At 39.2% G+C, this 21,176-nt stretch carries 18 protein-coding genes; 15 read left to right on the top strand and 3 right to left on the bottom strand.

Annotated elements, in window-relative coordinates:
• The first annotated feature begins 38 nt into the window (after window positions 1–38).
• The 13 genes from J2S11_RS10905 (at window position 39) to J2S11_RS10845 (ending at window position 14,147) form a co-directional block, all read left to right on the top strand.
• On the top strand, window positions 39–818 hold the full coding sequence (locus J2S11_RS10905) for a flagellin N-terminal helical domain-containing protein (RefSeq protein ID WP_307394453.1): 780 nt from the start codon (window positions 39–41) through the stop codon (window positions 816–818).
• A 199-nt stretch (window positions 819–1,017) separates the two neighbouring features.
• Complete coding sequence (locus J2S11_RS10900; RefSeq protein WP_307394452.1) at window positions 1,018–1,359, top strand: flagellar protein FlaG; 342 nt, start codon at window positions 1,018–1,020, stop codon at window positions 1,357–1,359.
• A 28-nt stretch (window positions 1,360–1,387) separates the two neighbouring features.
• Window positions 1,388–2,884, top strand: coding sequence for a flagellar filament capping protein FliD (fliD, locus tag J2S11_RS10895; protein WP_307394450.1), 1,497 nt, complete (start codon window positions 1,388–1,390; stop codon window positions 2,882–2,884).
• Window positions 2,884–3,273, top strand: coding sequence for a hypothetical protein (locus tag J2S11_RS10890; protein ID WP_307394448.1), 390 nt, complete (start codon window positions 2,884–2,886; stop codon window positions 3,271–3,273). Before fliD ends, J2S11_RS10890 begins: the two co-directional genes overlap by 1 nt.
• Before the next feature lie 23 nt (window positions 3,274–3,296).
• A complete protein-coding gene (fliS, locus tag J2S11_RS10885; RefSeq protein ID WP_307394446.1) occupies window positions 3,297–3,707 on the top strand; it encodes a flagellar export chaperone FliS in 411 nt (136 codons plus the stop codon).
• A 104-nt stretch (window positions 3,708–3,811) separates the two neighbouring features.
• Complete coding sequence (fliB, locus tag J2S11_RS10880; protein ID WP_307394444.1) at window positions 3,812–5,056, top strand: flagellin lysine-N-methylase; 1,245 nt, start codon at window positions 3,812–3,814, stop codon at window positions 5,054–5,056.
• Window positions 5,057–5,243: 187 nt separating this feature from the next.
• Window positions 5,244–6,341 carry a hypothetical protein gene (locus J2S11_RS10875; protein ID WP_307394442.1) on the top strand — a complete coding sequence of 366 codons (1,098 nt, stop codon included), beginning with the start codon at window positions 5,244–5,246 and terminating at the stop codon, window positions 6,339–6,341.
• A gap of 486 nt (window positions 6,342–6,827) precedes the next feature.
• Window positions 6,828–7,376 carry a ribosome hibernation-promoting factor, HPF/YfiA family gene (gene hpf / locus J2S11_RS10870; protein ID WP_307394441.1) on the top strand — a complete coding sequence of 183 codons (549 nt, stop codon included), beginning with the start codon at window positions 6,828–6,830 and terminating at the stop codon, window positions 7,374–7,376.
• Between the two features lie 195 nt (window positions 7,377–7,571).
• Window positions 7,572–8,228 (top strand): SRPBCC family protein, encoded by a 657-nt coding sequence (locus J2S11_RS10865; RefSeq protein ID WP_307394439.1) that lies wholly within the window; start codon window positions 7,572–7,574, stop codon window positions 8,226–8,228.
• Between the two features lie 2 nt (window positions 8,229–8,230).
• The gene (locus tag J2S11_RS10860) at window positions 8,231–8,557 is read left to right on the top strand and encodes an ArsR/SmtB family transcription factor (RefSeq protein ID WP_307394437.1); all 327 of its coding nucleotides are present in this window, start codon (window positions 8,231–8,233) and stop codon (window positions 8,555–8,557) included.
• Between the two features lie 256 nt (window positions 8,558–8,813).
• A complete protein-coding gene (gene secA, locus J2S11_RS10855; RefSeq protein WP_307394434.1) occupies window positions 8,814–11,324 on the top strand; it encodes a preprotein translocase subunit SecA in 2,511 nt (836 codons plus the stop codon).
• Window positions 11,325–11,512: 188 nt separating this feature from the next.
• Window positions 11,513–12,614 (top strand): peptide chain release factor 2 gene (gene prfB, locus J2S11_RS10850; protein ID WP_307394432.1). Its coding sequence is split into 2 segments (ribosomal slippage): window positions 11,513–11,584 and window positions 11,586–12,614, totalling 1,101 coding nucleotides; the frame shifts between segments, so codons are not numbered across the junction.
• A gap of 651 nt (window positions 12,615–13,265) precedes the next feature.
• Window positions 13,266–14,147: a YitT family protein gene (locus tag J2S11_RS10845; RefSeq protein ID WP_307394431.1), complete on the top strand. Its 882-nt coding sequence runs from the start codon at window positions 13,266–13,268 to the stop codon at window positions 14,145–14,147.
• A 242-nt stretch (window positions 14,148–14,389) separates the two neighbouring features.
• Here J2S11_RS10845 and J2S11_RS10840 read toward each other — a convergent pair whose 3' ends face one another.
• Together J2S11_RS10840 and asnB are read right to left on the bottom strand one after the other, a co-directional pair.
• The gene (locus tag J2S11_RS10840; protein WP_307394429.1) at window positions 14,390–14,995 is read right to left on the bottom strand and encodes a Uma2 family endonuclease; all 606 of its coding nucleotides are present in this window, start codon (window positions 14,993–14,995) and stop codon (window positions 14,390–14,392) included.
• A gap of 474 nt (window positions 14,996–15,469) precedes the next feature.
• On the bottom strand, window positions 15,470–17,356 hold the full coding sequence (asnB, locus tag J2S11_RS10835; RefSeq protein WP_307394428.1) for an asparagine synthase (glutamine-hydrolyzing): 1,887 nt from the start codon (window positions 17,354–17,356) through the stop codon (window positions 15,470–15,472).
• A gap of 618 nt (window positions 17,357–17,974) precedes the next feature.
• Here asnB and J2S11_RS10830 point away from each other — a divergent pair.
• Both J2S11_RS10830 and J2S11_RS10825 read left to right on the top strand, forming a co-directional pair.
• Window positions 17,975–19,165 (top strand): anhydro-N-acetylmuramic acid kinase, encoded by a 1,191-nt coding sequence (locus J2S11_RS10830; RefSeq protein ID WP_307394426.1) that lies wholly within the window; start codon window positions 17,975–17,977, stop codon window positions 19,163–19,165.
• 129 nt (window positions 19,166–19,294) lie between these two features.
• Window positions 19,295–19,528, top strand: a complete 234-nt coding sequence (locus J2S11_RS10825) for a hypothetical protein (protein ID WP_307394425.1) — start codon at window positions 19,295–19,297, stop codon at window positions 19,526–19,528.
• Between the two features lie 384 nt (window positions 19,529–19,912).
• Here J2S11_RS10825 and J2S11_RS10820 read toward each other — a convergent pair whose 3' ends face one another.
• Window positions 19,913–21,103, bottom strand: a complete 1,191-nt coding sequence (locus tag J2S11_RS10820) for a YpdA family putative bacillithiol disulfide reductase (protein WP_307394423.1) — start codon at window positions 21,101–21,103, stop codon at window positions 19,913–19,915.
• Between the last annotated feature and the right edge of the window lie 73 nt (window positions 21,104–21,176).

Here is a 21,176-nt window from a genome sequence, read left to right as displayed (position 1 = left end):
TGGACGTGGGGTATTAAAATTCAAGGAGGAACAAGAAAATGAGAATTAATACAAACGTAATTGCTTTAAACTCTCACCGTAACCTATCAATGAACACGTTTAACACAAGTAAGAACACAGAAAGACTATCTTCTGGATTAAGAATTAACCGTGCAGCAGATGACGCTGCGGGTCTATCCATCTCAGAAGTAATGAGAGGTCAAATTCGTGGTCTTTCACAAGCTCAACGTAACGTACAAGACGGTATTTCATTTGTACAAACAGCAGAGGGTGCTTTGAATGAAGTAAGTGCTATGCTAACGCGTATGAAAGAGTTAAATGTACAGAAAGATAATGGTACTTACTCTGATGAAGACAAAAAGAACATCGACTCAGAATTAGATGAGTTAGGTGCACAAATTAAAGAAATCATGGAAAAAACAACATTTAACGGAATTAATATCAGTCCTGCTGCGGCTGCTAAAATTAATATTGTTACAGACGATACTGGCTCAACTATTGAAATAGATACAATTAATGCAGCTGATTTCAATAACTTATCTAAAGCAAATGGTAGAGCGGATATTGAGACGGCAATCAAGAGTGTAGCTTCTGAAAGAGGTACGCTTGGTGCGAAGCAGAATCGTCTAGAGTATACTTCAAATAACTTAGGGACTACGATTGAAAACCTACAAGCCTCTGAATCCCGTATCCGCGATACAGATATGGCGTTAGAGATGATGGGCTTCACGAAAAACAACATTTTAACTCAGGCTGCCACAGCGATGCTGGCGCAGGCTAATCAGTTACCACAAGGTGTTCTACAGTTAATTAGATAATGTATGAATGGTAGAACTTTAAAAGAGACTCTGGGTATATCCTTAGAGTCTCTTTTTTATTATGGTTTTCTATATTATATGAATCACCGTGCAAAAATAGAGGAAATAGTGAGGGAAATCATACATAATTATTAAAAATCGTTGAGGATTTGCCGATATATAATATAAGAAGTTAAAGCTACTGATCGGGGGAAATAGAATGGATTCTATTCGAATTTCTGGTGAAGCTAGTTCACCACGAGTTCCTTTAAACAAGACAGCTCAATCTCAAATAAGAGGAGATAAGTCTATACAACAAGATCAGTCACAGGCTCAGTTACCTCAAAATATCGGAGAAATGATTAAAGGAGCTAATCATTTTTTTAAGTCAACTAATACACATGTTCAGTTTCATCTTCATGAGGGATTAAATACGTATTACGTAGAAATTAGAAATTCAGAAACAAACGAAGTCATTAAGGAAGTACCACCTAAGAAATTTTTAGACATAGTGGAAAAGCTTCAAGAGTTAGCAGGTATATTAATTGATGAAAGAATCTAAAAGATAACTTTTTGTAAAGGAGAGCGTCATGAGAATAGGTGGAATGTTTTCTGGGATGGATACAGATACAATGGTTAAGCAGATCATGCAGGCTGAAAGAGCTCCGCTTGATCGCTTATTTCAAAAAAAACAATGGACAGAATGGCAGCAAGATGCTTATCGTGGAATAAATCTTTCATTAGCAACGTTTAATAGTGCACATTCTTCTTTAAGGCTTGGATCTTCTTTTTCTGCATTTAAAGCAACTTCCTCAAATAGTAGTGTTGTTACTGCTACAGCTCAGGGAAATGCTACACCAGGATCGTATACAATATCTAATGTTCAATTAGCTAGAAGTGCAGCTCTGAATTCTGAAAATGCATTATCTAATCTAGAGGGCTCCCGTGCAAAGGGAACGGACACTGTTCTAGAATCTGGTACACAAACATTTACGATAACGAACCAAGCTGGTTTAACAGCAGAAATTACAGTGGACGAGAATGATACCTTTCAATCACTCGCTCAGAAGATAAACAGTGCGAAGGATGCTGAAGGTAACTCATTAGGTTTACGTGCTTCATTTGATAACACAACTTCACGATTTTATATATCAACAAGAGAAATGGGAGAGGGGCAAGGATTCTCATTTGAAGATACGGCCTTCGTCAGAGACATGATATTTGGTGGAAGCTCAACTCTTTCTGCACAGGGATCAGACGCATCCTTTACTTACAATGGTGTTGAAGTTACAGGCCAAACTTCTAATACGGTAAGAGTAAACGGAGTTGATTTTAATCTTTTACAGGCGTCTGGTGCAGAACCAATCACGATAAATGTTCAGGGTGATCCTGATAAGCTTGTTGATCAAATTAAGTCTTTTGTAGAAGCGTACAATGAACTTATTGGTAACCTAGAAAGTCTTTTAATCGAACCCAAATATAGAGATTTTGCACCACTAACGGATGAGCAACGAAGAGAACTTTCGGAACGGGAAGCGGAGCTTTGGGACGAGAAGGCAATGAGTGGTTTGCTAAGAAGTGACTCAATATTACGGAAGGTAGCGGACAATCTTAGAAGTGCCTTTACATCTCCAGTAGAGGGAATTCCGAGTGGGGAGTTTTCTATGCTCTCACAAATTGGGATTACGACTGGAAGTTATGAGTTTGGTGGGAAATTGTTTATTGATGAAGATAAATTGAGATCTGCCATATCTGAAAGACCTGATGAAGTAACGAGACTTTTCACCCAAACCTCTGAGGATAGGAACATTGCAGAAATGGGTATTGGCCAGAGAGTTTATAGTCAGGTAAATAGTGCAATAAACGAACTAAGGGAAAGGGCAGGTACACCTGGCTCACCAAATATCGACTCTAGTAATATCGGTGAAAGATACAAAAATATGAATGATCAAATCAATAGATGGCAAGACCGTCTTGCTCTCATTGAAAATAGATACTGGAGACAATTCACAGCCATGGAAAGAGCGTTAGCTCAGATGGAATCTCAAAACACATGGATGATGCAAAATATGTTTGGTGGTATGTAATGAGTGCATCCTCAAATTATTTAAAACAGCTTCATTCACAGACAGTTGAATTGTCAGCAGGAGTTGATCGACTGTTAGAAACCATAAGTACTGAGAAAGACAATGAACATGAAATGAACTTCATTCTAGAGATTATGGACAAGAGAGAGTCCATAATCTCCATGTTTGATGAAGAATTCAAAAAAAATGATCCTGTTTGGTCTGAGGAGGAACAAGCGCTTTTGGTCGAGCTTAAGTCTCTACAGGGAGCTATTTCACCTAAACTAAATAGGATTTTCAGCTCTTATCAAGTGCAGCTACAACGATTTCAACAAGGGAAAAAGGTTGCAAAAGGCTACTATAATCAAAGCGTATATGCAGACGGAACGTTTATAGACAAAAAGAAGTAAAGCCATCTTAAGGAGGACTAAGCTTGACTTTCTCAAATCCTTATCAAACATATCAACAAAGTTCAATTAATACGGCTTCTCCAGGTGAATTAACTTTAATGCTGTATAACGGCTGTCTAAAATTTTTAAAGGCAACAAGGCAGGCCATTCAAGATAATAATATTGAGGTTAAGAATACAAATATTATTAAAGCTCAGAACATAATTAGAGAATTAATGCTAACATTAGATATGGATTATGAAGTATCTCATAGTATGTATCAATTATATGATTATATGGTTAATCAACTTATACAAGCTAATATAAAAAACGATTTAAAAATTTTAGAAGAAGTTGAAAACCTAGTGGTTGAATTCAGGGATACCTGGAAGCAAGTTATTCAAATAAATAGAGTACAGACTCACGGAACAAACGTAAATCAACCAAATAATTAACAAATCATCACCATTAGACTATTTAGTTCTTAAAGATGCTTTGGTATGGTTAGAAGAATAAATAATCATTCACAGTTTGAATGCTACAGGAAGGAATATCATATATGGCGAAAAACTTATCACAGGTTAAAACACTTGTTCCTGAATATCTTGAGGAATTTAGATGTATAGGTTCAGACTGTGAAGATACATGTTGTATAGGTTGGTCCGTTGGGATTGATGATAAAACGTATAAGAAATACAAAAAATCGAGGGATCCCGAGTTAAAGGAGCTATTTAAAGAAAATTTATCTCGAAACCGCTCTAATCAGTCTCAACAGGCATATGCTACTATTAAAATGGATGAAACGGGAGCCTGTCCTTTTTTAAATGAGGAGAAGCTGTGTAGGGTACAATTGAAGTTAGGAGAGAGCTTTCTTTCTAACACCTGTAATACCTTCCCTAGGATTTCAAATCAGGTTAATTCGATGTATGAGAGATCAGCAACCTTATCTTGTCCTGAAGCTGCTAGATTAGCGCTTCTTAATCCTCAGGGGATATCTTTTAAGGAGATAAAAGAGAATAATCCTGGAAATGTTATGGTAAGTAAGAAGTTGAATGAGAACTTTCTTCTAGCTAACAATAAACTTGAGAAGTATTTTTCAGAGATTAGAATCTTTACCATTCAAGTTATGAAAAGTAGGGATTATGAGATTTGGGAGCGCTTGTTAATTATTGGGCTATTCTTAAATGAAATACAAGATCAAAAAGATAAAGATATTGATGTACACAAAATCATTGATAACTATACAGATATGGTCCAAAAAGGGATATTTAAAAATGTGTTAGACGAATTTACGGCTGATGAATCTATTCAACTAGAGATGCTTGCAAGAATTACAGATTTAAGAGCTTCTATTGGTATAAAGAGTAAGAGATATGCAGAGTGTGTGGAGGAAGCGTTAAAAGGTATAGATTTTAAGGAGAATGTTGATAGAAAAGAGCTGACACAGACATATAAGAGAGTTTATCAAGAGTTTTATACTCCATTTATGAAAGACAAGGAGTTTATCTTAGAAAACTATTTAGTTAACTATATGTTCAAGCAACTATTTCCTTTTGATGGAAGAGATATTTTTGAAAATTATGTAGTACTAATAATTCACTATACATTAATCAAGTTTAACCTGGTGGGGATGACTGGATATTATAAGGATCAGATGGAAGAGGATCATGTAATCAAATTAATCCAATCATTCGCTAAAGTAATTGAGCATAATAGGACATTCGTAGCAACAGTATTTGAAGCACTAAAGAAAGCTGGGTTCAACTCCTTGCCTCATATGGCTATTTTAATCAGGAACGAATAAGCAACCCTATTAAAAATGATGTAAATTCCCAAAAAAATAATGGAATTTATATCATTTTTTCTTATTTTAAGTTTTATATTGACTAAATGTAAAATATTATCTAGTATTAACAATATAATGAAATGTGTTATTTTCATTATTATATTTCTCTCAAACGAAAACTAAATACGAAAAGGAGATGTTGTGTGTGCTTAAGGTTCAATCAAGGCTATTGAAATTGGTTCTAGCAGTTACACTCGTTTTAAGTAGTTTTAGTATTTCTGTTACAGCAGCAGAGGAGCAAGAGTTACCTACAATTGAGGAGTTTGAACAAAGAGTCTTTAAGAATTTTATTCCTGAAGCTTCAACAAGTGTAGACGAACAAATTATTACCTTTGATGTCATCGAGAAAAATACATACGAATCTATCACATTGGAACAGGGAGCTACGATAGCCTCAGACTTTTTAGTAGAAGGGGGACATTTAGATTATATAAATGCCCTTACGGCAACGAATCCAGATGATTTTTACTTCTTTTCAACTACTGATGATAAAAGTATGCGGAAGCGACTAATATCTAATAATGAAGAGTATGTTGCACAGCTTTACGTTGTAGATTGGTCAGTAGGACAAGCTTATCCAACTAATGTTATAGTACCAGCAGGATATACCTTTGGACTTCAAGAGCTACCAGAAGGAGATTATGCTATAAGGATACAATCATTAGGTGGATTAGGAGACTATTATCGAATCTCTATGAATGCTATGAATCCACCTAATTATACAAGCATTCTCTCTTCATCTGCTAGCCTACGTGATATTGTTGCCCAATATGCAAATGGTGATATATATTCCAGTGGTATTTTCGTCGCTACTATAGGAGGAACAAATGAGCATCTAAATTGGGAGAGGGAAGACTACTTTTCATGGGGAAGTGGTTACACAAGAAGGAGCCATGTTATCTCTTCTGTAAAGTTTAGTTCTGTTTTAGGACCGGTGACTTACTCCTCCAATTATGCAAATTCGGATAACGCCATGATTTTCTTCTTAGACACACAAACGTTATTCACTTATTTTAATTCCTACTATCAATCAGGACCTGATCATATTTATGAGAGCACATTTTACGATACAATAGGGAAAAGAACACCTAGAAGGTTAGACCAAGAAGATATCGATTTTGTTGGTCCTCACTTGCTTGTTTACGATTTAGATACGAATCAAGCTATTGATTTTGTTAGCTATCTAAATTATTTCTATGCTACTGGAGTGGAACCAGACCCGATAACAGGTGAAAGGCCATAGACAAAAATAAAAGTTAACATAAAGATACTCATGAATGGCTTTAGTAGATTCATGGGTATCTATTTTTTGAATACAGTTTTATATAAGCAATTACTTTAAAATTACTCCGAAGTTGAAAAAGTTTGATGGATGACGAAGACCATCTCAAAGAGGTAATAGAAGGATTTGATTAGTCTTAAAATTAATGAAAATGTGAAAAAACATTACCCCCAAACCAATCCCCAAACCCTGTGGACAACTATGGGCTGTGAACAAAAAACTGTGGATAATGTGGATAATTTTGTGCATAACCACAAAAATCAACGTTAAACGGCTCTTTCTGGACATATGTTCTGTGGAGAAACCATTACATTCTACAAGTTTCATTTACAAATGTGACAAGATCACAACAAACTCTTAATCTTTTAAAAAAAAATAGATTTTAAAGGAGGTATTTTGAGCGGAATAGGGAAATAAATATATATACACTGAAAGGAGGAATTAAGCATGAACTTTAACGTAAGAGGAGACAACATTGAAGTTACTCCAGCCTTAAAGGATTATGTTGAAAAGAAAATAGGGAGATTAGATCGTTATTTTTCGACAGAATTCACCTCCGATATTAATGTAACACTAAAGGTTATCAAGGACCTTCATAAGGTAGAGGTAACCATTCCAATGCCAAAGCTTTTACTTCGCGCAGAGGAAAGCAACACAGATATGTATGCAGCCATCGATGTGGTTGTGGAGAAGCTAGAGAGACAAATTAGAAAGCATAAAACAAAAGTAAATCGAAAATTACGTAATGACGATAGCGTGAAATATATGTTTGCTGACACGGTCCAGAATGGAGAGGCCGTTGAAGAAGAGGATGAGATCGAAATTGTGCGTACGAAACGCTTTGATCTTAAGCCGATGAACGCCGAAGAGGCTGTTCTCCAAATGGATTTACTAGGTCATAACTTCTTCGTCTTTAATGACGCTGAGGGTGACATTGTAAGTGTCGTGTATAAGCGTAAGGATGGACGCTACGGGTTAATTCAGCCTGAAGCTTAAGTACAAGTTACGATGATAAGCAGAAACCTCAATCTTAAATGATTGGGGTTTTTTCTGTTTGACATGATTAATGTATGCATATAAATTATTATCTATATAAGTCATAACTTATATAATCTTAACGTTATATAATAGAGATTTAAGATCTAAATATAAGATAAAGGTTATATGAGCTAAATGAAGGGAGCGATAAATTTGTCCACAAACAGGTATGGGTTAGATTTGGAGAAGTGTCTTGGAGCTGTTACTCGGACGGTGACAGATATAGTGAAGGAGGGTGTCCAATCTCGCAATGTGCAGCTGGAGCGTTCCTATGACACAAGTGCCAACGATCTTTGGGATGCTGTAACAAATCAAGAGCGATTGAAGCGGTGGTTTATGCCGGTAAGTGGTGAGTTAAAGCTTGGTGGGCAGTACCAGCTGGAAGGAAATGCGCACGGTACGATTACTAAGTGCAAACCCCAACAGTTTTTTGCTGCGACCTGGGAGTTTGGCGGTGAAGTGAGCTGGATCGAGGTGCGTGTCACACCATTGGAAGATGAAAAAGCAAGGCTGACACTTTCACATATTTGTCCCCTAAACGATCACTGGGAGCAATATGGACCTGCAGCGGCAGGTATTGGTTGGGACTTAGCCTTCATTGGACTAGAGGTTCACCTTTCCGATGTCTTTTCTGACTCCTTTAATGAAGAAGCCTTTGCAACCTCTGCTGAGGGAAATACGTATATCGTTAATGTGAGTGTGGATTGGGGGCGAGCAGCAATTAAGGCTGGTGAGGAGCCAGAGCAAGCAACAGCTGCCGCTCAACGCACGGCTGCATTCTTCACGGGCGAAGAGTCTCAGGAGGGCTGAATATGCAGGCATTCGATGTACTTGGTGATCCGGTGCGCCGTCGCATCCTAGAGCTGCTCGCCGAAGAAGAGCAACGCTCCGGTGATATCGTGGACGTCATTCAGAATGAGTTTCGTATCACTCAAGCTGCCGTTTCGCAGCACCTTCGAGTACTGCGAGAAAGTCGCTTTGCTCATGTCCGCATCGACGGTTCTCGTCGCATTTATTCAGTTGCTGCTAAGCCACTACAGGAGGTAGATGCTTGGTTGGGTCGCTTCCGTGTCTTCTGGGAACCTAAGCTTGATGCGCTTGAAACGGAAATTGCCAGAGGGAAAAAAGAAAGACTTTAATTTACAACACTTTCTCAAAAAAGCTGAGCAGAGTAACCCAAATTTTAACTGGTTTTTTTTGGATAAAGGATTCTTGTGTCTTGCCCTAGAAACTGATAAAATGAGTAATGACTATCTAAAATAGTCAACTCAAAGATAACATTTAATTAGTCAACGTGACTGATACACTTTACAAAGTCAAACGATAGAATATACTTAATCACACGAACAGTAGTTCATCCAATACTAGGTACACAATGAAGGAGAGGGTACCCCCATGTTTGGTTTATTAAAAAAGCTAGTCGGAGATCCTAGCGAACGAGATCTAAAGAAATATCAAAAAATTGTTGACCATATTAATTCCTTAGAAAGTGGTTTGAGTGCGTTAAGCGATACACAGCTCCAGGCGAAAACACCTGAATTCAAACAGCGTTTGGAAAAAGGTGAGACCCTTGACGATTTGCTTCCTGAAGCGTTTGCGGTGTGTCGTGAGGCGTCAAAGCGTGTGCTGAAAAAAAGGCATTACGACGTACAGCTTCTTGGTGGTATTGTGCTGCACAAAGGGCAAATAGCAGAGATGAAAACAGGGGAAGGGAAAACACTTGTAGCTACACTCCCTGTATATTTGAATGCATTGACAGGCAAAGGCGTTCACGTCATTACCGTCAACCAATACCTATCCGAACGTGACTGTGAAACGATGGGAGAGCTATATCGTTTTCTAGGGCTTACAGTGGGCCAAAACGCTCACGGCTTAAGCTCAGATGCCAAGCGTGAGGCGTATGCCGCAGACGTGACACACGGAACGAACAATGAGTTCGGCTTTGACTACCTGCGAGATAATATGGTCATCTACAAAGAGCAAATGGTTCAACGACCTTTGAACTTCTGTATTGTGGATGAGGTGGACAGTATCTTAATTGATGAAGCAAGAACCCCTCTTATTATTTCTGGGCAGGGACAGAAGTCTACACAGCTTTACCAGCCTGCAGCAAGATTTGCTAGTCAGTTACGAGAAGAGACGGACTATACGATAGATGTGAAAGCAAGGAACGTTATGCTTACAGAAGAGGGTGTAGCTAAGGCAGAGCGCTTCTTTAATATCGAAAATATATATGATCATGCGCACGTTACACTGAACCATCATGTTACTCAGGCACTCAAAGCGAAGGTCATCATGAAACGTGATGTGGATTATGTAGTGGATAACGGCGAGGTTGTTATCGTTGATGAATTCACAGGACGCTTAATGCAAGGGAGACGCTACAGTGATGGACTTCACCAAGCGATTGAAGCGAAGGAAGGCTTGGTCGTGCAGCGTGAAAGCATGACCCTTGCGACGATTACCTTTCAGAACTACTTCCGTATGTATGACAAACTGGCTGGTATGACAGGTACAGCGAAAACAGAGGAAGAAGAGTTCCGTAAAATCTACGGTCTAGACGTCTACGCTATCCCAACGAATATGCAAATGATCCGTAATGATATGCCAGACGTGGTCTACAAAACGGAGAGAGCGAAGTTCAATGCCGTTGTCACCGAAATCGTGGAGCGTCATAAAAAAGGACAGCCCGTTCTAGTGGGTACTGTATCCATTGAGAACTCTGAGCTACTCGCAGCAGAAATGAAGAAGCGTGGCATTAAGCATGAAGTGTTGAACGCGAAGCACCATGAGCGCGAAGCGGAGATTATTTCTCAGGCTGGTCAAAAGGACGGAGTGACCATTGCGACGAACATGGCCGGTCGTGGTACAGATATTGAGCTCGGTGCAAGCGTTAAGGAGCTTGGTGGACTGCATATTATTGGTACGGAAAGGCATGAGTCTCGTCGTATTGATAATCAGCTGAGAGGACGTTCTGGGCGTCAGGGGGACCCTGGTTCCAGTCAATTCTACTTGTCTCTAGAGGATGAGCTGATGCGTCGTTTTGGAGCGGAGAACATCATGGGCATGATGGATCGCTTAGGCATGGAAGAGGATCAGCCGATCGAAAGTAAAATGATTACTCGTGCCGTTGAGCAAGCACAGAAGCGAGTAGAGGGTCAAAACTTCGACGCTCGTCGTTGGGTCTTGCAGTATGATGATGTGATGAATCAGCAGCGTGAGATTATTTACAAGCAGCGTCGTGAGGTGCTTGAAAGAGAAAATCTCCGTGAAGTGATAGAAAATATGGTTAAAAGTGTAGCAGAACGCATCGTAACTCTGCATACACCGGAAAGCGAAGTGCAAGAGGATTGGGATCTACAAGCGATTGTGGATTATGCCAACGGAACGTTTTTCCATGAGGGCACCATTTCCGAGAAGGATCTTAAAGGTAAGGAACAGGAAGAAATCCTTGAGATGTTCCATGATAAGCTGAAAGCACTTTATGATGAGCGTGAGCAAGAAGTAGGTTCAGAGATCATGCGTGAGTTTGAAAAAGTGGTTCTCCTTCGCGCTGTAGACTCTAAGTGGATGGATCATATTGATTCCATGGATCAGCTACGCCAAGGGATTCACCTACGTGCCTATAGCCAAACGAATCCTGTGCAGGCCTACCAATTCGAAGGCTTTGAGATGTTCCAGCAAATGATTGAGTCGATTGAAGAGGAAGTCTCTACGTACATCATGAAGGCTCAGATTAACCAGAACGTTGAGCGTCAAAAGGTAGCCGAGGGTGAAGCGGTTCAATCCGAAAAGGATAATGTGAAAAAGAAACCTGTTGTGCGCAAGGAAGAGAAGGTTGGTAGAAATGACCCTTGCCCATGCGGAAGCGGGAAGAAATATAAGCAGTGTCATGGTCTAAATTAAGTAAGCTGCTAAGACGAATGCTTAAGTGGAATAAATAAAAGAGAATTAAATAAAGCAAGCCATTAAACAAATCATTAAACATGAATATATGGTCAGAATGGATAGACAGTAAAGACAAAGTGAATAGGCAAATAGATACGAAAACGATTAAATAGTATTTGGGCAAAATTAAGACGAGGTGAATGAGGATGTTACTTCCCGATGTAAAACAGGATTTACAGATGATTGAGCAGCGATTAAATGAATTTAGGGGGTCTCTTTGACTTAGAAAATAAGGAGAGACGTATTGCTGAGCTGGAGGAAGTGATGGCTCAGCCTGAATTCTGGAATGATCAAGAAGCAGCTCAAAAGACCATTAATGAATCTAACGCACTGAAAGCGAGTGTTGACCGCTATAATAAAATGGCTGGAGAATATGAAGATGTTCTTGTCATGCTTGAGCTAGCGAAGGAAGAAGGAGATGAAAGTCTCTTAGAAGAGGCGGCTCAGGCGGTCAAGTCAATTAAAAATGACATTCAAGAATTTGAGCTACAACTATTGCTAAGTGAACCACATGATAAAAACAGTGCCATTCTTGAGCTGCATCCGGGAGCAGGAGGGACAGAATCTCAGGATTGGGCAGAAATGCTCCTGAGAATGTACACACGCTGGTCTGAGGATAAAGGGTTTAAGGTTGAAACCCTCGACTATCTTCCAGGAGACGAGGCAGGGGTAAAAAGTGTTACCCTGCTCATTAAAGGTCATAACGCCTATGGCTATCTAAAAGCGGAAAAAGGAGTCCATCGTCTGGTGAGGATATCACCGTTTGATTCCTCAGGTCGTAGACACACATCTTTCGTTTCCTGTAGTGTAGTGCCAGAGCTAGATGATGATATTGATATTGACATTCGTCCTGATGATTTAAAGATTGATACGTACCGCTCTAGCGGGGCAGGTGGACAGCACGTTAATACGACTGACTCTGCTGTACGGATTACTCACATTCCTACAGGTGTGGTAGTAACCTGTCAATCAGAGCGTTCTCAAATCAAGAACCGTGAGAAAGCCATGAAAATCCTTATGGGAAGGCTGTATGAAAAGCAGGTAGAAGAACAGCAGAAGCAGCTGAACGAAATCAAAGGGGATCAGAAGGATATCGCTTGGGGGAGCCAAATTCGCTCCTACGTATTCCATCCGTATAGTATGGTCAAGGACCATCGTACAAACAAGGAAGTAGGAAACGTGAACGCTGTCATGGACGGAGAACTCGATCCGTTTATTGACGCGTATCTACGCATTCAGCTGCAATAATAGTAAATGCAGGATAATAGTAAGTGCTGGGATGCTCCCCACCATATCAGTTCAACAAACTACCTCTAACGGACATTTTTGACCGTTAGAGGTCTTTTTTTATCTGAGTTGATCTCTAACGGATATTTTCGACTCTTAGAATGGGAAATCTCATGATTTAGTTCGGAATTCACTTTTAAGCTGCAAATATGACCGTTAGAGGTTTAGAGATCCAAAAAACTCCTCTAAGTAGCAGATATGACCGTTAGAGATTCGAGGAGATGCATAAAGCTCTTCTAAGGTGCAAATATTGTCCTAGAGGTTCTATAAGATGTAAAAAACCTTTTAAGATGAATTGACCGTAGATGGGATCCAAAAAATGCTTCGATAGTGAAATTCTTAGTTAGAGGAAGAGAGAAACTAGGCTCCTACGCGCCTCAATAAATTTCTGTTGTTTGCTACGACATTGGCTCCCCGTAGTGTGCAAAATGATATTGATTTTAAAGGTCGGAATTGATTATACTAGAAAGGTTGAATTGAATGACTATCATCTATGGATTGCCTATGTAAATTGATTTAGGTGATTATTGAAATAGAAGAAGGGTTATGTAAATGAAAGAATCATGTAGATGATCCAAAATAGGGTTTGATATACATGAAGAAGGAGACAACATGGTTAACAATAAGCATAGACAACGAAATGCTGCTCCAAGAAGTAAAGCGGTGCAGCTCACGATCGATTATTCTTATATTATTTTAGGCTCTATTATTGTAGGACTAGCTTTCCGTTTGTTTCTATTCCCAAATGAAATTGCTTCAGGTGGGGTAAGCGGAATTAGTACGATTACAGGTCATCTCTTCGGTATTGAGCCAGCGATTACTCAATGGGTATTAAATATACCGTTGTTTATTGCGGGTGTTATTTTCCTGGGGAAACAGTTTGGTGTTAAGACACTCGTAGGTACCATTTTATTACCTTTTGTCGTTTATCTAAGTAGAAATATGGAGCCCATTACAACTGAGCCTTTATTAGCTGCCTTATTTGGAGGAATCGGAATCGGCTTAGGGTTAGGGCTTGTCTTTAGAGGTAAAGCGTCCACAGGGGGGACGGATTTAGCCGCACAGATTATCCACAAGTATACGGGGCTTTCCTTAGGTGTGGCTGTCTTAATTTTGGATGGACTGGTTGTTACAGCTTCGGCATTTGCTTTCAATATTGAATTTGCTCTTTATGCCTTAATTAGCTTGTATGTGACGAGCAAAACGATTGATTTAGTTCAGGTTGGATTAGGCTATGCCAAGGTGGCCTATATCATTTCCAATGAAGCAGAAAAAATCAGCCAAGCCCTACTAAATGACCTAGACCGTGGAATGACAAAGCTTAAGGCTACAGGTGGTTATACGGAGGACGAGCGTCCTGTGTTAATGTGTGTCGTTCATCAGATGGAGATTTCTAAACTGAAGCATCTAGTAAAACTTCACGACCCCAACGCGTTTGTAATTGTGCATAACGCAAACGAGGTATTAGGAGAAGGCTTTAAAAAAGAAGCTTAGGTTGTAAAAAGTAAGAAGTATAAAGAAGAATAAAAATTAAGAACTAAAAAGTAAGTAGTATAAAAAGTAAGTAGTAAAAAGTAAGTAGTATAAAAAGTTGAGTAATTTTACATCTACCTTTGTTAAAAAACCTGTTATTAAACATTACTTTTAGGCATTGCATGATTATAATGTAGTGCTTTTTATTTTGTCAAAAAAGATCTTTGACTCTAAGTGTAGAAGTAAGTCCAAACCTTTATTCATTAAGGCAATTCAGAAGCTGGTTCAACAATTTGGGCAACGGTAAAGGAAACACATGATAAGCGTTCTGACTGAACAGTTTCTGTTCTATCGTAAACATTTATGAGCTCGTAATGTCTTTCTGCCTTGCTTTTCTCGTTATTAGTCAACATATATTGCTCTAAAGCCTCGTTTGCTGGATCGACAATCCAATACTCAGGGATTTGATGCTTGGCGTATGATTTTAGCTTACTTTGCTTGTCTCTTTTGACAGAGTGCGGAGAAAGAATTTCCACCACTAAATCCGGGACTCCCTCAATTCCCCTCTTTGATATCATGCTGATTCTATCGCGGTGTACCATGACAAGATCAGGCTGTCTTACTTCGGTGTCTGATAAAATAAGATCAACTGGTGAAGAAAGGACAATGTAGTAGGATAAACAGCTATCTGTTAAGACCTTTTGCATGTAAAAGCTTACTAGCTGATGTTTTGGTGTAGGAGAAGGTGTCATTAATTCAAGGGCTCCATCAACCAATTCATAATTATTTCCGTCATTGGATAAGTTAGCATAATCATGATAAGTTAAAGAATTTTCTTTAACCTTTGTTTTACGCTTTGTTGGTTTCATCTTGTTACCTCCCTTGTGAGAAAGCTTCTATATATTATAGCAAATATTAAGTCTTATTGCGGTTGTGTCATCAAAGCAGTTTGCAATGAGATCTAATAGGCTGAAAACGTTGTTTCGTGTAAGTTATCCATCTACCATCCTAGAGACATTGGCTAAGTTAGTATACAATATGACATGATCTACTTGCTCTTAGTAGATTGTGCTGAAAAAAATGATTGGGTGTAACATTTCCGTGGAAATATTGATAACCTGATACTCTGTGTAAAAAATCGTAAAAAAAGATCTATCCAACCACAAAAAAGATCTGTCCAACTGCTAAGCTGGAACAGATCTTGTCATTTCATGAGCGTCATGTGACGTGTTTCAATTTAATATATGAAATGTGTTTCGGTTAATTATATGTTGTGCTTCTTTTGATTTTATTCTATTACTGCCTAATTACTCAAACAGCTGAACAGCTGATATCATAATACGTTATCCTACTGAGACCAAAAGCTGATCATTCTGCTTAACATAAGTTTGGTACCATTGAGCAAATATATAGATGGTCCAAATTTTACGAGCAAAGTTTCCTTCTCCTCGTCTGTGCTTGTCCATGAGAGATTCTACAAACGGAATATTAATGTAGGCATCTATTCCGCTAGACTTAATCACGGCTAAACACTCGTCTCCACGCTTACCCTTTAGCCACTCTGCAATGGGAATAGGAAATCCTAGCTTAGCACGGTTAATGATATGCTGTGGGACAAGATCACTAAGCGCTTCGCGTAAAATAGCTTTTGTTGTCTGGCGATTCACCTTATATTCTGTCGGGATTGACTGGGCGACAGCAAACATTTCTCGATCTAAGAAAGGAACCCTTAGCTCAAGAGAATGGGCCATGGACATCTTATCTCCCTTAGCTAAAATATTTCCTGGAAGCCATAGATTCATATCTACCGTTTGCATTTTAGTTACATCATCTCCGTGTGCTGCCTCCTGATAATATTGCTGACTCCATTCAAAGGCGTCCTGTAAGAAGCGCAAATCGGCAAGAAGCTGTGGACCAAGCACATTCTGAATATCGTCCGTGAAGATCTTGGCATTTCCTATAAAGCGTTGCTCCAAAGGTGTTGTCGCTCGCATAAGATAATTCTTTCCATAGAAGGAACGACTATTTCCTAATAGGCTTTGCATACCCTGCTTCAGCTTATCTGGCATCCAGCTCAGGTATCTCAGAGCGTCCGGCTCTTGATAAATCCGATAGCCACCGAATAGTTCATCTGCTCCTTCACCGGAGAGTACAACTGTTACGTACTCTGAAGCCATTTTTGAAACTAGGTTTAAGGCAACAGCAGACGGGTCAGCCACAGGGTCATCCTGATAATGAATACAGGAAGGCAGGGCATCAAAATAATCTTGTTCTGTAATTAGCCACTCATGATGCTCCGTTTTAAGAATTTGAGCTGTTTCTCTTGAGAACGGTAGCTCGTTGTTATTTCCTTCGAATCCAACAGAAAACGAGTGAGTTTTCTTTAACTGTGAAACTTTGGCTGTAATAGCTGTTGAATCTACGCCACTAGATAAAAAGCATCCGACTGGCACATCACTTTGCAGGTGAAGCTCAACAGATTCGTCGAATGTAGCTCGAATTTTTTTCGCCAGCGCTTGCTTATCCTGTTGAACAGACTGGAACTGTGGCTTCCAATAGCGCTCTACGTGAACATCCTGACCTCTAGCGATAAGGCGGTGACCAGGTGGGAGCTTTTTCACACCATCTATCATCGTTCTTGGCTCAGGAACATATTGAAAGCTCAAGTAGTGATATAATCCTTGAACATCAATATCCCATTTACCCGGCTTAGTACTGATAATACTCTTAAGCTCTGAGGAACAAACAAGCCTCTCGTGATCGTACGTATAGTAAAATGGCTTAATACCAAAGTGATCCCTAGCTCCAAATAAAGTTTGTGTACGAGTGTCCCAAATGATAAAGGCAAACATGCCCCGCAGATGGTTAACACAATCAAAGCCGTATTCCTCATATAGATGCAGAACTGTCTCAGCATCCCCTTGTGTAGAGAGCTGGTGTCCTTTCTGCTCTAGTTCTTTTCTCAAAGCTAAATAATTATAGATCTCCCCATTACAAACAAGAAAGATCGTGCCGTCCTCATTTTTTAAAGGCTGGTGAGCACCTTCGGTATCAATAATCGATAGTCTTCTGAATCCAAGGCCGCCTCTAGCATCAACATGAATACCGTCGTCATCAGGACCTCTATGTATCATTTGGTTACACATTCCCTGTAAAAGGCGTTCCATGTCCATTGACGATGAATCTGAGCTGTTTGCGTTTAAATGAAGTATACCGTTAATGCCACACATGATTTCACTGCTCCTAACTCTCTCTCTAATTTTGTTAATCTTAATATGTTTACTTAAATTTAAGGATATCTATCCCTAAGTAACTTATATCCGTTATATATCTTATCTACCCTGATTAGCTCAAAAAAGTTGACTCAGAACAAAAATTTCACACAATACTTGCATCATTAATTAAAACGTTAAATCCCATCAAAATGTTTCTAAATAGAATAAGGATACATTCTTTCTAATACATTTAGCTTTAGCAATATATAGAAAATTATTCCAAATCATGAGATTGTCGAAATGTTGTAGTGGAATGTAATGGATTGTTAGGTGGAATTTGTTGAATTGACTCTAAATTAAGGGATGATAAAAAGCGTATATACTCTAAAATTATAGCTTTATCTTCTAGAGGGGACAAGCTTTAATTTGAGTGGATAGAGGGGTATTCAAAATTCATGTCAGGGATTGTTGATATAAGAACAAAAAAAGCTTTTAAAATATTTTTTAAATATTTATATAATTAAGATAAATAAAATAACATTATGAAGAAGGGAAGATCTTTCTTTATTCTCGTACCTTATGGGTATTTTTAATTAGAAGACTGTAGTTCTAGCTAAAAAAGAGGTGTCTTATATGTTACAAACAATTAATCAAATCCTTTCAAAAGAAAAAAAGCTAGCCATAGGGCTAATGTCAGGAACATCACTAGACGGAATTGATGTTGCAGTATTAGAAATCTCTCATTCTAATTCAGAGATGGATATACAGTTAATAGCCTTTGAAACGATCCCTTACACTCAGCAAGAAAAACAAGATATTTTACAGCTTTGTCAGCCTAGTACATCAACGGTAGATAAGATATGTGCATGGAATGTAAAGCTTGGTCATAAGTTTGCCAAAGCAGCCACTAAGGTTGTAACAAACGCAGGTATGGACATAAGCCAAATTGATTTTGTTGGCTCACACGGTCAAACAATCTATCATAGTCCTGATGAGCAAGCCACTCTTCAAATTGGTGAGCTAGCTGTGATTGCAGAGGAAACGGGTGTGCTTACCGTTGGAGACTTTCGTCCAAGTGATATGGCGGTAGGGGGACAGGGTGCCCCCTTGGTTCCCTTCGTCGACTATCTGCTATTTGCATCTGAAGAGAAAAATCGAGTGCTACTGAATATTGGGGGTATCAGTAACATCAGCGTTCTTCCTAAAAAGGCACAGCCTGACGAGATTATTGCCTTTGATACTGGACCAGGGAACGTACTGCTGGATGCCATTGTACGAATCGTGACAGAAGGGGAAAAAAGGTACGATGAAGGAGGGAGCCTTGCTAGTGGAGGAAGAGTTTCGCAGGATTGGTTGACTAAAATGATGCGGGAGGATTCATATTTAGATCAAGATATACCGAAATCTACAGGTCGAGAATATTACACTACACAGAAGGCACAAAGCTTATATGAAGAGGGAAGAACGCAGGGGCTCTCTGATCCTGATATTATAGCTACAATCTCCGCCTACACCGCCCACTCTATTGCTGATCAGCTTTATAGATTTGTAGAGCCAGTATGCCAAATCGATGAGATCATCGTTAGCGGAGGCGGAGCGCATAATGGATTTATATTACGAGAGTTGGAGAAAACAACGAAGATACAGGTTCAGATAATGGAAGATCTCGGTTTTTCTAGTGATGCTAAGGAAGCTGTGGCATTTGCTGTTCTAGGTTATCAATTTCTTCACGGACTACCAAACACTTTACCATCAGCTACAGGAGCACGTAGACAAGTGTCCATGGGTAAGCTAGCGTTTCCTTTGAAAAAATCATCTTTCTAAAATAATCAAAGGATGGCTTGAAAAAATTTAATAAAAACTAATTCATCTATTTTAACCATTTTTCCTCCAACTCCTGGTATAATAACCCTAGATTTGGCCTAATGATAATGAAAGGGAGAGGGGAAGAAGATGAGTGAAGAGACCAAAATGATCATGCAGGCGATTACGGAATTACAGCAAGGAATGATTACGATGGGTCAGGAACTACGCCAAGAGTTTCGTCAAGAAATTGCTGAGCTACGGCAAGAAATGAATGAAAGATTTGATCACGTAGATCGAAGACTGGATTATCAAGTTGCGAAGCTAAGTAAGCTTGAAGAAGAGCAGCATGTACTTAAAGAGATTGCAACAAGTAGTGCATAAAAAGCATAATTTGCATACAATTAATTGCTACAATGAATAATGCTTTTACTTTGTAATGAGAGCATCTCGTTCAATCAATACCAAGCTTTTAAGCTTCGTTTTTAAATTACCTCATATAACAATCTCCTTCTAGAGAAATGTATAACTTAATAGAATACACCAACTGATTAAAAAAAGGGACAGCATTAACATGAGTGTGCCTCCTGATTCGATTGCCGGCTTAATGTCAAATCAGCCTGCTTCAAGAAGTACATGATTCATGCAAGGAATGTCCCTTTAATTGTGTAAATAGCTAGGAGAATAATTAATGGTTGATCATGCCCTGGCTTGTTTTTTTCGGTTGGTTGGCTTAACGAACTCACTATTGAAAAGCTACTTAACCCTTCACATACCCTCTCTGTTAGCAATTTCCTTAGCAATTAGCTCTCCATGAAAGCGTCCATTTTCAATAAAAATTTCATTCGCATTGTTTCCAGCTGCAATCACGCCAGCAATAAACACATTAGGTACATTCGTTTCCATCGTTTCTTCCGCAAAATGAGGACGACCTGTTTCGCTATCGGTGCCAACACCAAGCTTATGAAGGAACGCGTGATCAGGATGATATCCGGTCATAGCGAAAACAAAATCGTTGGCAATGGTTTTTACTTCTCCATTTATCTTATAGCTCAGTTCCTTTTCTTTGATCTCTATAACTTCTGCGCCGAACTCCATAGCTACTTTTCCATGACGCACAAGAGCATCAAATTCAGGTAATATCCATGGCTTCACACTTGATGAATATGTTTCACCGCGATACAGCACAGTTACGTGTGCTCCAACCTTCTCTAGCTCTAAAGCGGCATCTACGGCCGAATTTTTCCCACCAATCACAGTGACATGCTGATCATAAAACGGATGGGCTTCATGAAAGTAATGGAACACCTTATTTAATTCCTCACCTGGGATACACATCAGGTTTGGATTGTCATAGTAGCCCGTCGCTAAAATAACATAGTTAGCGGTATAATACACGTCCTGCTTATCCTGCGAATGTCCGTGTACCTGGAAAAGAGGTTTGGCAGAAGACGATGTAGCTATCTGTTGTCCTATCTTTTCTTTCTCTCCCATTTTTCCCTGCTCTATTTTCTGTTCTTCAGATTCCTTAGATGTTCCCAAATCTGTCACATCGTTAATTTTTGGCATAGAACCACTCTCTGTAGTAGCTGTAGGAACAATAGAAAGCACCTCTACATAGGGCTGAATTCTAATTTTTTTACGCTTAGCCACCTCTCTATAATACGCCAGAGCTTGGCTTCGGTTTGGCTTACGCTGTTCAATGGTAAAAGGGAGCCCCCCTATTTCGAGTTTTTCTGCCGAACTAAAGAATGTTTGGTGAGTAGGATAGCGACTTAATGTGTGTACCACATTCCCTTTATCAATCACTAACGGCTCAAAGCCCTGTTCTTGTAAAGCGATGGCTGCCGCTAAACCACATGGCCCAGCTCCAATAATAAGAATATTTTCATGTATGACAGTATGGTTTGAATTAACACTTGGCGCATCATTTTCTCTTTTTTGATGCTTCTCAGTCATGATTTCTTCCTCCTATCAACATCATTCGGTCATTAGAAAATTACAGGAATGTAATAATTGTCAAACTTTCAGC

The organism is Bacillus horti, assembly GCF_030813115.1.
Lineage (GTDB): Bacteria > Bacillota > Bacilli > Caldalkalibacillales > JCM-10596 > Bacillus_CH > Bacillus_CH horti.
The sequence above is the reverse complement of the archived record's forward strand: the minus strand, read 5'-3'. Positions and strand labels throughout refer to the sequence as shown.